Source organism: Mesorhizobium sp. L103C131B0 (assembly GCF_000502275.1).
Taxonomy (GTDB): domain Bacteria; phylum Pseudomonadota; class Alphaproteobacteria; order Rhizobiales; family Rhizobiaceae; genus Mesorhizobium.
In genome coordinates this window covers 125,168-137,282 of record NZ_AYXC01000001.1, presented here as the reverse complement: position 1 = coordinate 137,282, position 12,115 = coordinate 125,168, and the positions used below count along the sequence as shown (strand labels likewise).

Sequence of the window (12,115 nt, the reverse complement as noted above, 5' to 3'; positions counted from 1 at the left end):
AGGTTTTCGCCGTCCTTCATGGCAGCATCGGTCCGCCGTTGGCGTTCGCACGCTTTCCGCGGCCCCGTAGGTCTCGGCATCCGTCCCTCCAACAGGCAAGCCTGCTCTCGCTTCGGGCCGTACGGGCCTCAGGAAATCCGCCTTTTCGCTTTGCCTTTCGGCGTGGCGATCGGTAGCCGCCTGAGATGGGCTAAACTTACGCCGGGTAAGGGTTTTGGGGAATGGGCGTGAGCCTGTGGATAACGGGATTATCGGGGATCGTTCGCCACAAAGCTCGGAATTTCGACTCCAGCTGCATTAGACAGCCCGCCCGCTTTTTGGCGCCTGATCGGCTGTGCCCCTTGCTCCGCCGGCTGGCGCGGGCTTCAATGCCGGCAAAGCATCGAGCCTATCGGCTCGGTGCGGGGAGGGTGCGCATTGAAAGTCGGGGTGGTGCTCAATCCGATTGCCGGCGGCGGCCGGCTGAAACGGCATTGGCCGGAGGTGGCCGCATCGCTGAAAAAGCATTTCGGCGAATTCGAGCTGCGCGAGACGCAGGCCGAGGGCGACGCCGAAAGGCTGGCGCTCGACCTCGCGGCAAGCGGCTTCGAGCTGGTGATCGCGGCCGGCGGCGACGGCACCGCCAGCGAGGTGGCCGACGGATTGCTGCAGGCATTCGATGAGAGCGGCCGGACAACCGAACTTGGCTTGCTGCCTTGCGGCACCGGCATCGATTTCGCGCGCGGGCTCGGGCTGCCGAAAGAGGTGGATGCGGTGCTGAAGCGGATCGCCGAAGCCAAGGCGCGCAAGGTCGATGCCGGGCGCATCTGCTACATCGACGACCATGGCGCGCTGGCCAGCCGGCACTTCATCAATATCGCCAGCCTCGGCCTATCCGGCGCCACGGACCGTGCGGTCAATGCCGACAAGCGCAAGGGCAGGATGTCGGCCAAGGCGCTGTTTTTCTGGCGCACCGTGGTCGAGTTCATCCGCTACCGCTTCCAGGATGTCCGGATCACCGTCGACGATGGCACCCCGGTCGAGGCGCGCATGGCGCTGGTGGCGGTCGCCAACGGAAAGTTCTTCGGCGGCGGCATGATGATCGCCCCGGACGCCGAACTCGCCGACGGCCAGTTCGACATCGTCATCCTGCGCGCGGCCGGCAAGCTGAAGCTGATCTGGGATATTCGGCTGCTCTATGGCGGCCGGCACCGCAACCATCCGGCCATCACCATATTGCGTGGCCGGAAAGTGGTGGTCGAACATATCGGCGATGTCGAGAAGAACGGCGCGCTGGTCGACATAGATGGCGAGTCGCCGGGGCGTATACCCGCGACGTTTGAGATCCTGCCCGGAGCGCTGACGCTGAGATATTGAATCAAGGCGTTGAGGGATTGATTCAGGTGGTTTGAGCGGCGATTCCGGCGAACCGGCCAAGGGCCTGAAATCGCAGGACATATCTACCCGGCTTAGCTTTCCAGCTTGGCTGGGAAACCGGGCGCGCGCAGATCCATGTCGACGGCATCCTCGAGCAGTTTGACGATCTGGGTCGACCAGGCGCCGCCGCCATATTCCTGTTTGCCCATCAGGAAAATCTCACTCACAAGCGGCGCCAGTTGGAGTGGCAGTCTGAACTCCCTGCCCATCGCAAGCGCAAAGCCGAGGTCCTTCAGTGCCAGGTCCATGGTGAAGCCAATGTCGTAGGAGCCGTTGAGGATGAGCTGGCTTTCGGTCTCATGGACGAAGCTGTTGCCGGAGGAGGCGACGATGGCGTGGTAGGATTGCGCGAGGTCGAGGCCGCCTTGCTTGGCCAACATCAGCGCCTCGCCGGCGGCGACGAGATGGATGAAGGCCAGCATGTTGGTGATCACCTTGATCACCGCCGCGGAGCCGACCGGACCCATCAGGAACGACTTTGCGCACATCGCTTCGATGGCCGGACGATGGCGCTCGTAAAGCGCAGCATCGCCGCCGACAAGCGCGGTGATCTTTCCGACCGCGGCCAGATGCACGCCGCCGGTGACCGGGCACTCCAGCGTCTCGATGCCTTTGGCCGCGGCGAGGGCGGCGAGGCGCAGGATCTCGTCGCGGCCGTTGGTCGACATCTCGATCCAGGAGCCGCCCCTGGGCAGACCCTCGAGCAGGCCGCCGGCATTAGCCAGCACCGCTTCGCTGACCTTGGGCGAGGGCAGGCAAGTAATGGCATTGCCGGCCTGTGCCGCCGCTTCGGCCGGGCTGGTCGCGGCCGTGGCGCCGAGCGCCACGAGGCGCTCGACGGCGGCGGGGTCGCGGTCGAAGACGATGACGACAAAACCGTTGCGCAACAGGCTGGCGGCAAGGTTGCCGCCGAGATGGCCAAGGCCGATGAAGGCGTAGCGTTCGCTCACGGCATCAGCGGCGTTTGCATCATCTGCAAATGCAGGTCCTTGCCGGTGTAGGGATGCGCGTCGCAGACCGCTTCGTCCAGCTCGACGCCGAGGCCCGGCTCCTTCGATGGAATGACATTGCCGTCCTGCCATTCGATCTTCTTCTTGAGCAGTGTCGCGTGGAAGCCGTCCCACTGCTTCAGCGATTCCAGGATGAGGAAATTGGGCAGCGTCACCGCCAGCTGGATGTTGGCGGCCCCAACGATCGGCCCACAATAGCAGTGCGGCGCGATCTGGATGTGGTATGCCTCGGCCATGGCGGCGATCTTCTTGGTTTCGAGAATGCCGCCGGAACGGCCAAGGTCCGGTTGCAGGATGGTGGCGGCGCGGTTCTCGATGATTCGGGCGAATTCGAACTTGGTCGTCAACCGCTCGCCGGTGGCGATCGGGATCGACGTGCCTCGCGCCACCTGAGCCATCACTTCGGGCATGTCGGGCGGCACCGGCTCTTCGAACCACAAGGGATCGTAGGGCTCGATGGCGCGTGCCATGCGCAGCGCACCCGATGCGGTGAACTGGCCATGCGTGCCGAACAGAATATCGGCGCGGGTGCCGACGGCTTCGCGGATCGCCTTGACCATGCGGGTGGAGACATCGATGTCGATCAGGCGCGGCTGGTGGCCGTCGAAGGCGGTGTAGGGGCCTGCCGGGTCGAGCTTGACGGCGTTGAACCCCTGCTCGACATATTCGAGCGCGCAGGCGGCCGCCAATTCGGGGTCATTGTAGACGTTCCGGCCGTCCGGCGCGTCCTCCGAATGGACGCTGCCGGTGTGCGGATAGAGATAGGTGTAGGAGCGCAGCGTCTCGTGCACCTGGCCGCCGAGCAGTTTGTAGACCGGCTTGTCGGCTTCCTTGCCGACAATGTCCCAGCAGGCCATTTCCAGCGCCGAGAAACAGCCCATGCCGGTAACGTCGGGGCGCTGGGTAAATCCTGAGGAATAGGCGCGGCGGAAGAAGGTCTCGATGTCATGCGGATCGTGGCCGATCAGGTAACGCTCGGCCATGTCCTCGACCAGCTTCGCTGTTATGTGAGCCGAGAAGGTGGCGTTGTAGGCCTCGCCGTAACCGACGACGCCGCCATCGGTGGTCAGCTTGACGAAGATGAAATACTTGCCGCCGATGCCGGGCGGCGGGTTGCCGACTACCCAGGTCTTGACGTCGGTGATCTTCATTTTTGGTCCTCCAGAACCAGTTCGGCGCCCTTCCATCCGGTCATGACCGAGGCGGCGTTGGTGTTGCCGGTGATGTTGGCGGGAAAGATCGAGGCGTCGATGACACGCAGACCTGCGAGCCCGTGCACTTTCAGGCGCGGGTCGACGACGGCGGCCCCGGCGCCCGGCCCCATGCGGCACGTCGAGACCGGGTGATAGACGGTGCCTGAGCGCTTCCTGAAATCCTGGATCAGATCGGCATCCGATTGGATCGATGGGCCCGGCAAAACCTCCTCAGTGATGATCTCGGCCATGGCGGGCATCGAGGCTATCTTGCGCACGAATTTCACCGCCGCCAGCATCTCGTCGACATCGGCGTTGGTGGAATAGGCGTTGGCGACGATCCTGGGATAGTCCAGCGGATTGCTGGAGCGGATCATGATCTCGCCGCGGCTGGACGGGCGGCAGTTGGAGAGGCCGATGGAAAAGCCCGGCCACGGATCCGGCGTCAGGATCGGCCGCTCGCCGCTCTTCGGAATGACGGTCGAGAAAGCCTGGAAATAAAGCTGCATGTTGGGGCGCGAAAACGCCAGGTCGGTTCGGAAGAAGCCGCCGCCATGGTTCATCGACAGCGACAGCGGGCCGGAGCGGGTGAGGATGTACCGCATGCCGACCAGCAGCTTGCCCCACCAGGGCCGCAGGATTTGGTTGAGCGTCGGCACGTTTCCCTTGAAGGTATAGTTGATGCCGACATGGTCCTGCAGATGCGCGCCGACATTTTCGTTGCCGTGGACGACCGGGATGCCAAGCCCCTTGAGCAGTGACGAGGGGCCGACGCCGGACAGTTGCAGCAGCTGCGGCGAGTTGATCGAACCGGCGGACAGGATCACCTCGCGGCCGGCCCGCGCCGTCTTGGTCTCGCCGTTCTGCAGATATTCGATGCCGACGGCTCGCTTGCCCTCGAACAGGATTCTGGTCGCCAGCGCATTGGCTTCGACGCGCACATTCGCGCGCTTCATCGCCGGGCGCAGGAAGGCGCGCGCGGCCGACATGCGGCGGCCATTCCTGGTCGAGATCTGGTAGACGCCGACGCCTTCCTGGGCGGCGCCGTTGAAGTCAGGGTTGAGCGGCAGCCCAGCCTGCTGGCCGGCTGCGAGGTAGCGCCTGGTCAGCGGATGGACGGCGTTCGTCGTGTCGGTGATATGCAGCGGCCCGCCGGTGCCGCGCCATCTGTCGGCGCCGGCCTCATTGTCCTCAAGCGCCTTGAAGCCCGGCAACAGATCGTCATAGCCCCAACCGGGATTTCCGGCATCGCGCCAGTCGTCAAAGTCCTCGCGCGCGCCACGGATCCAGACCATGGCGTTGATCGAGCTGGAGCCGCCAAGCAGCTTGCCGCGCGGCCAATGGTCGACATTGCCGGCAAGGCCGGGGTCCGCCTCGGGCTTGTAGTTCCAGTTGACCGCCGGATCGAAGAAGGTCTTGCCGTAGCCGAGCGGCATCTGGACATAAAAGCGGCGGTCGCTGCCGCCGGCCTCCAGCACCAGCACGGAGAAGCGGCCCGAAATCGACAGCCTGTCGGCCAGAACCGAGCCGGCCGAGCCGGAGCCGACGATGATGAAGTCATAAGTCTGCATGATTGGTGTTGGCGGCTCCGCAAAACTGAGCGCAGCCTATCCGCGACGGCTTGGCCGCGCCCCTGCGGCTTCCGGCATGGCTTGTGAAAAAAGCGACCGTGAGACGCCTGGTCGGAAAAGCCACCATGGAACCGACATTGCGCCGGGAGCCTCGCCCGTCGCGTTGACCTCTTGGGCCCGTGACGCTACGGGATCAAGGGCTATCGCTTTAGGGGAATCTCGGATGGTGCATTACGCGGACGGACGGCCGATCGGCGATCTGACCTTGCGTACGCTCGCCATGCCGGCCGATGCAAATGCGGCCGGCGACATCTTTGGCGGCTGGGTGATGGCGCAGATGGATCTTGCCTGCGGCATCCGTGCGGCCGAGCGGGCCAAGGGCCGCGTGGTGACGGCGGCGGTCAAGGAAATGTCCTTCGCCAAGGCGATGAAGATCGGCGACACGCTGTGCATCTACACCCATGTCGAGCGCGTCGGCCGCACCTCCATGACGCTCAAGGTCGAGGCCTGGGCGCAACGCTACCTCTCCGACCTGATGGAGAAGGTCACCCACGCCGATTTCGTCATGGTGGCGCTGGATAGCGACGGCAAGCCGAAGCCGATTCCAACCGAAAGTTGACATCGTCGATTCTGCCAAGCTTGCGCTTATGTAACATCCCCCGCGCGGGCGATGCGCTGCGCGACATCCAATGGTTGCCTTCACATCCGATTCTGCGGGCGGCGGAGGGAAGACAATGCGTCAACACATGCTGAACGGCTGGCTCGTGGCGGCCCTCGTCGCGGTGATCTGGCTGCTTGGCACGACCGCTTATACCGAGATCAGGAAAGAGCTTCCAAGCGTTGCCTGCACGCACGACCGGACCGTTGGCAACGAGCGGACTGCCCAGCAGTCTGCAAGGGTAGAGACGTGCGGCGCAGTGTGTTGCAGCAACCCTGCGTCAAAGGCCTGAGGGCCCGTCAGCGGAAGACCTCGTCAGCATCAAAATGATCATGCGCCGGCGAACGAAACGCTGCAGCTATGTCGCGATGGCGCGACCAACGATGCCAGGGCGGATCCAGTTAAACCCGGGTACGCGTCGTCGACGGCAAAATCCGTAAACTATTGCTGGGCAACGGTTTTCAGGCGTGCACGCCATCGAATCTTTCACGCGCCGCCTGGACCCGCGAGGTGTTCTTCCGCGCCCATTCGCCGAGCGCGCCGACCGGCACCAGCAGCTCATGGCCGAGCTCCGTCAGCTCATAGTCGACGCGTGGCGGGATGGTCGGGAACACGGTTCGGGTGACGAAGCCGTCGCGCTCAAGACCGCGCAAGGTGGTGGTCAGCATCTTCTGCGAAATGCCGCCGACAGCGGCGCGCAACTCATTGAAACGCAGCGGTCCGCCGCCCAGCTTGCCGACGACCAGAACGGTCCATTTGTCGCCGACGCGCTGCAGGATTTCCGAGACGGCGCGGCAGTCTTCGGTGTTGTGCGGGTGCCTCAGTAACATAACGGTGCCTCCTTGCGCTGCCATTTGTCAGTATCTCATATAGCGCCGGTATCCAAACGATACCAGCTTTTGCATATATGGAGAGCCCCATGTCCAAGCCCAAAATCGCCATCGTCGTCGGTTCGACACGCGCCGCGCGTTTCGCCGATGTGCCCGCCCAGTGGATCGCCAAGATCGCGAAATCCCATGCCGACATCGACGTCGAGACCGTCGACCTGCGCGACTGGCCGCTGCCCTTCTTCGACGAGGTCGCCTCGTCCGCCTGGGCGCCGTCGCAGAACGAAGTTGCCCAGCGCTGGCAAAAGAAGGTCGCCGAATTCGACGGCTTCATCTTCACCGCCGCCGAATACAACCATGGCCCGACGGCCGTGCTGAAGAACGCCATCGATTACGCCGCCAATGAATGGAACAAGAAGCCGGCCGGTTTCGTCGGCTATGGCAGCGTCGGCGGCTCGCGCGCTGTCGAACATTTGCGTCTTGCCGCGGTCGAATTGCAGATGGCGCCGGTCAAATCCGCCGTTCACATTGCCTGGAGCGATTTCCTGGCGGTGCGCCAGGGCGAGAAGAAGCTCGAGGAGATCGAGCATCTGAACCAGGCTGCCACGGCGCTGGTCAACGACGTTGCCTGGTGGGCCCGCGTGCTCAAGGCAGCGCGTCAGGCCGACGCGATTGCCGGCGAAGCCCAGGCGGCCTGAGCCTTATCCTCCCAAGGACCGATGATTTTTCCAAAGGGCGGCGTTTGCGCCGCCCTTTTTCATTCACGTGAAGAGGCGCTCTCGGCTCCCTTGGCCGGATGGTGGAGTCGGACCGGCAAGGTCGCGCTGATGCCTTGACGATCCCGCGCGAAGGATCGCCGCCTGTCACAGCCAACCGCCGGAAAACCCGGCCCGGCGCAGTCCTGTGGTGATGGCCGGCACGCGGCGCATCAATCGCCACAGGAAGTCGGACCGGTAGTTCTCGATCATCAGGGCGATCGGCCCCTGGTTGATGCCGACATGGTCCGGCGATACCCAACCGCAGGCGCGGCCGTCGTCGGCAGCGATCGTCGGGTTGAAGCTCGCGGTGAAGCCGTAAGGGTTGCCGTCGCGCAGGTCCATCTCGTGGAAATGGCGCAGCGCCGGCAGCACGATTTCCGGCGCAAAAGGCAAGGAGGCGATTGCCGCCCATGGCGACAGCGTGCCGTCATCGGGGCCAAACGGTGCGCCGCGGGCGAGATAACCGAAGAAGCGGCGTCCATCGGCTCGCCGCGCGATCGGACCTGGGCCGTCGCTGGCGGTGACGCCCCAGCAATTCTCGCCATAGCCCGCGAACCCCCTCGGATTGCGGATTGCGTAATCGCGCTGCAGATACGTCGCCTGGCGGCTGTTTTCGAAATAGTCCCGGTCGTGATCGCGCATGAAGGCGTCGCGGATGTCGCGAAAATCGATCCAGATATGCGAGAACTGGTGGATGAAAAGCGGGCCGGCATAGACCACCTCGCGGCCGTAGATGGTCTTCCATTTGTAAGTGGACAGCCAGGCCGCGTAGCTCTCGGGAGTTAGCGAGTGGGTCGGCGAACCGAGACCCAGGACGTACAGGATCAGCGCCTCGTCAAATCCTTCCCAGCGGTAGCGGAGAAAGCCTTTTCCAGGCCGCCAGCCATGGGTGACGGTGGCGCCGCCGTTCTGCGCCCAGCGCCAGTCGGCACGGCGGTAGAGCGCATCGGCAAGCTGGCGGATTTCCAGTTCGAGCTCATCGTCCTCGTCGAAATAAGCGCCGGCGGCCAGAACACCGGCAAGCAAAAGGGCGGTATCGATCGTGGACAGTTCGCAATTCCAGACGCGGCGGCCGGTCTTCATGTCGAGGAAATGATAGTAGAAACCTTTGTAGCCGGTGGCATCGGGCTCCGGCCCGTGCGGGGCGTTCCAGAAGAAGCGAAGCGTGGCGAGCGTCCGCTCGATTGCGGCATCGCGCGTCATGAAACCGCGCTCGACACCGACGGGATAGGACGACAAAGTGAGCCCGACGGCGGCTATGCTGGCAGGCGACGCCTGCGTGTTGCGGTCGGCGACTAGGCCGTTGGCAGGGTTGGCCTCGTTGAGAAAATACTCGAAGGACAGGCGCTGGATATCTTGGAGAAGCTCGTCGTTTAGCGCGTGTTCGTTCGATGCATCCATGACAATCGATATAGAGGCTTTGGCTGCTTTTGCCATTCGTCCAGCGGATCAATCATGGGTGAGGGCAGGCTGGGGCCGATAGCGAAAGGCGCTGCCGACGCACCGAATTCAAATCGAGGGGCTGCGAAGATCGGTTGGACCGCCATATGCACGGCCCTGCCATCTGGCCTGGCCGTCCTCCCCTGATATATCCGGCTGCGATCCATCACATGAGCATGCCCCGTGAAGTTACCCAGCCCGTCAGGCGTCGTTTCCCCCATGACCCCGGTGCTGGTCTGTGCACTTGCGATCTTCCTTCTGTCCGCCATGGATGCGGCGATGAAAATCCTGGTGATCGCCGTCGGTGTCTACAACACGGTGCTGTGGCGAAGCATGCTTGCGAGCGTGGTCGCGGGCACGGCCTGGGCGGCGGGGCCGCGTTCCCTTCCCACGCCTTCCGTGCTGCGGCTACACGCGCTGCGCGCCGTGGTCGTGGGCATCGTTCTGCTGTCGTTCTTCTGGGGCCTTGCCAGATTGCCGCTGGCGGATGGGATCGGGCTTAGTTTCGTCGCGCCGCTGTTCGCTCTCCTGCTGGCGGCGCTGCTTTTGGGCGAACGCATACAGCGCCAGGCGATCTGGGCGTCGCTGGCGGGCATCGCCGGCGTCGTCATCATCATGGCCGGACAGTTCGGGCAAGGGAATTATACCGGGGATGCCCTGCTTGGCACGGTGGCGGTGCTCGCATCGACGGTGTTCTACGCCTACAATCTGATCCTCTCGCGGCGGCAGGCGCTGGTGGCCAAGCCAGTCGAGATCATGCTGTTCCAGAACCTGTGCGTTGCCGCCGTCCTTCTCCCCGCCGCTCCCTGGCTCGCGGTTGCCCTGCCGGGCAATCTCTGGCTTCCGCTGGCCGGGGTGACGGCGCTGTCGCTCTCCGGCCAGTTCCTGATGAGCTGGTCCTACGCGCGGGCCGAAGCGCAATATCTGATCCCGACGGAGTATTCTGCCTTCATCTGGGCGATCGTGTTTGGCTGGCTGTTCTTCGACGAGGCGGCGACCTGGACCACGCTGGCTGGAGCGGCCCTGATCGTGGCCAGTTGCCTGATCGCCTCGCGCTCCAATCCGAAGCTTGCCGAACCGATCGAAGCCGCGGTCTGAGCGCGCTATTCGCTTTGACGGCAGAGCGTCAACGCACCACTTCGCGATGGCCGCTGGGCAGCCGGGTGGCGATCAGCTTGTCGATGCGGCGGCCGTCGAGGTCGACGACCTCGAAACGCCAGCCTTGCGCGTCGACGCATTCGCCGGTCGCCGGCAGATGGTGCATGTGCGATAGCACATAACCGGCGACGGTCTCGTAATCCCGATTTTCCGGCAGGTCGATACCGAGAACGTCAGCCATCTCGTCGGCTTGCATGTATCCCGCGAGCAGCCATGAGCCGTCCTCGCGCTTGACGGCGTTTTCCTCGTCGCCGGCGTCGGTATCGGCCCGGAAGACGCCGGTGATGGCCTCGAGAATGTCGGCAGGTGTGACGATCCCTTCGAAATGGCCGTATTCGTCATGCACCAGCGCCATCGGCACGTCGGATTCCTTCAGCTTCTGCAGCACATCCAGCGCGTCGGCCTGGTCGTAGACGATGGGGGCGGCGCGCACATGCTTGCGCGGATCGAGTGCGCGGCCGGCGAGCAGGGCGGCCAGCACGTCGCGCGTCTGAACAACGCCAACCATGACGTCGACCCCGCCATCGCCGGCCGGGAGGCGCGAATGCTGGGTCTCCATCAAGAGCTTGCGGATGGCGCCCTCATCGGACTGCAAATTGATCCAGTCGACCTCGGTGCGCGGCGTCATCACGGCGCGCACGGCGCGATCGCCGAGCCGCATGACGCCGGCGATCATGCGCCGCTCGTCGGATTCGATGGTGCCGTGATGCTCGGCCTCGGCGACCAGCATCTTGATCTCTTCGTCGGTGACCTTCTCCTCGCTCTCGCCGCGCTGGCCAAGCAGCCACAATATGGCGCGGCCGGAAATGTCGAGCAGGAACACCAGCGGCGCGGAGACGGTGGCTAGGATGGTCATTGCAGGCGCCGCGCGGGCGGCAACGCGCTCGGGATCGCGCAGCGCGATCTGCTTGGGCACCAGCTCGCCGACGATCAGCGAGAAATAGGTGATGATGGCGACGACGATCCCGACGCCGAGCGGGTCGGCGATGTTTTCGCGCATGCCGGTCGAGGCCAGGTACACCGAAAGCCTGTCGCCCAGCGTGGCGCCGGAGAAGGCGCCCGACAGCACGCCGACCAGAGTGATGCCGATCTGCACCGACGACAGGAATTTGCCGGGATTGGAGCCGAGCGTCAGCGCACGCCCGGCGCCATTGACGCCGCGGTCGATCATCGCCTTGAGCCGCGCCGGGCGCGACGACACGATGGCGAGCTCGGACATCGACAGAAGGCCGTTCACACAGATGAGGACGACCACGGTGGCGATTTCGACGTATAGCATCAGGGCTCAATAGCATTGCGGCGGGCCGCAGGAAAATAGTCCGCGATGATTTTTGGAAAATGACAGTGGTTCAGGGGAATTGCCTGAGCACCCCGACAACAACCTTGCCGTCGGTGAAATAGGGATCGCCGCCGCCGTTGCGTCCGGTCCTGGTGGCGCCGATGCCCGGGATGTCGCTCACCGAGATCANGATCACCATGCCGGCCGCCGACAGGTCGTGGATCACGAGATCGCGCTCGGCGTCGATGTCAGGGGCGATATGGTGGGTGATGGCGCCGGTATCGTGGCTGAGACCAACGCCGCGGTCGAAGCTGGCCGAGCCCATCCAGAGCGTTCGGCCGTCGTCGCCGGTCGCATCGCTGCGCCAGAAGCGGACATGATGGCGCCGGTCGGCGCTGCCGCCGACCGGCTTTTCGAAGGCGAGATCCTGGGCGCGGCCTTCGAACAGCAGCCGGCTGACCGGGGCGTCAGGATAGGGATGATCGAACAGCACGCTCTCACCGATTTCGATCGCGGTCTTTAGCGTCACGCCATCGGCCGTATCCCATCCGGCCATGGCGAAGGCATGGACCATCTCTTTTTCGGTACCGACAAGGCCGATATTGATCGGGTCGCCCGGAATGCCTTGCGGCGTGTGTGTCACCATCTCGAAAGTCTGCGTGCGAAAGCCGCGGTCGCGAACCGTCCAGAATTCCGGCGCAGCGACATAGGCGAGGGCCAGCCAGACCGCCAGAAGAGCGGCGAGCCAGGTCAATGCGCGTCGTTGCAGGCTTCGTCGGCTCATGAAAGCGGCTCGATCCGTGCG

At 64.2% G+C, this 12,115-nt stretch carries 11 protein-coding genes; 4 read left to right on the top strand and 7 right to left on the bottom strand.

Going from position 1 to position 12,115, the window contains the following annotated elements; genetic code table 11:
* Nucleotides 1–417 precede the first annotated feature (417 nt).
* Nucleotides 418–1,356, top strand: coding sequence for a diacylglycerol kinase family protein (locus tag X730_RS163455; protein ID WP_023825344.1), 939 nt, complete (start codon nt 418–420; stop codon nt 1,354–1,356).
* Nucleotides 1,357–1,448: 92 nt separating this feature from the next.
* Here the strand turns inward: X730_RS163455 and X730_RS163460 are convergent, their stop codons facing one another.
* Genes X730_RS163460 through X730_RS163470 form a run of 3 tightly spaced genes read right to left on the bottom strand, consistent with a single transcriptional unit; the run spans nt 1,449 to nt 5,190 of the window.
* Nucleotides 1,449–2,366 carry an NAD(P)-dependent oxidoreductase gene (locus X730_RS163460; RefSeq protein WP_023683741.1) on the bottom strand — a complete coding sequence of 306 codons (918 nt, stop codon included), beginning with the start codon at nt 2,364–2,366 and terminating at the stop codon, nt 1,449–1,451.
* Nucleotides 2,363–3,577 carry a mandelate racemase/muconate lactonizing enzyme family protein gene (locus X730_RS163465; protein WP_023671997.1) on the bottom strand — a complete coding sequence of 405 codons (1,215 nt, stop codon included), beginning with the start codon at nt 3,575–3,577 and terminating at the stop codon, nt 2,363–2,365. The genes X730_RS163460 and X730_RS163465 overlap by 4 nt, the downstream gene beginning before the upstream one ends.
* Nucleotides 3,574–5,190, bottom strand: coding sequence for a GMC family oxidoreductase N-terminal domain-containing protein (locus tag X730_RS163470; RefSeq protein ID WP_023825343.1), 1,617 nt, complete (start codon nt 5,188–5,190; stop codon nt 3,574–3,576). Before X730_RS163470 ends, X730_RS163465 begins: the two co-directional genes overlap by 4 nt.
* A 223-nt stretch (nt 5,191–5,413) precedes the next feature.
* Between X730_RS163470 and X730_RS163475 the strand changes: the two genes are divergently transcribed.
* A complete protein-coding gene (locus tag X730_RS163475; protein ID WP_023671995.1) occupies nt 5,414–5,809 on the top strand; it encodes an acyl-CoA thioesterase in 396 nt (131 codons plus the stop codon).
* A gap of 500 nt (nt 5,810–6,309) precedes the next feature.
* Here X730_RS163475 and X730_RS163485 read toward each other — a convergent pair whose 3' ends face one another.
* Nucleotides 6,310–6,678 carry a helix-turn-helix domain-containing protein gene (locus tag X730_RS163485; RefSeq protein WP_023683744.1) on the bottom strand — a complete coding sequence of 123 codons (369 nt, stop codon included), beginning with the start codon at nt 6,676–6,678 and terminating at the stop codon, nt 6,310–6,312.
* An 89-nt stretch (nt 6,679–6,767) separates the two neighbouring features.
* On the opposite strand from X730_RS163485, the gene X730_RS163490 reads away from it, so the two are divergent.
* Complete coding sequence (locus tag X730_RS163490) at nt 6,768–7,373, top strand: NADPH-dependent FMN reductase (protein WP_023671992.1); 606 nt, start codon at nt 6,768–6,770, stop codon at nt 7,371–7,373.
* A gap of 165 nt (nt 7,374–7,538) precedes the next feature.
* Here the strand turns inward: X730_RS163490 and X730_RS163495 are convergent, their stop codons facing one another.
* The gene (locus X730_RS163495) at nt 7,539–8,834 is read right to left on the bottom strand and encodes a glucoamylase family protein (RefSeq protein ID WP_023825341.1); all 1,296 of its coding nucleotides are present in this window, start codon (nt 8,832–8,834) and stop codon (nt 7,539–7,541) included.
* Between the two features lie 258 nt (nt 8,835–9,092).
* Here X730_RS163495 and X730_RS163500 point away from each other — a divergent pair, with 258 nt between their 5' ends.
* The gene (locus tag X730_RS163500) at nt 9,093–9,971 is read left to right on the top strand and encodes a DMT family transporter (protein ID WP_050588054.1); all 879 of its coding nucleotides are present in this window, start codon (nt 9,093–9,095) and stop codon (nt 9,969–9,971) included.
* A 28-nt stretch (nt 9,972–9,999) separates the two neighbouring features.
* Here X730_RS163500 and X730_RS163505 read toward each other — a convergent pair whose 3' ends face one another.
* Both X730_RS163505 and X730_RS163510 read right to left on the bottom strand, forming a co-directional pair.
* On the bottom strand, nt 10,000–11,310 hold the full coding sequence (locus X730_RS163505; RefSeq protein ID WP_023683747.1) for a hemolysin family protein: 1,311 nt from the start codon (nt 11,308–11,310) through the stop codon (nt 10,000–10,002).
* Nucleotides 11,311–11,380: 70 nt separating this feature from the next.
* Complete coding sequence (locus X730_RS163510) at nt 11,381–12,094, bottom strand: LssY C-terminal domain-containing protein (RefSeq protein ID WP_023825340.1); 714 nt, start codon at nt 12,092–12,094, stop codon at nt 11,381–11,383.
* Nucleotides 12,095–12,115 lie beyond the last annotated feature (21 nt).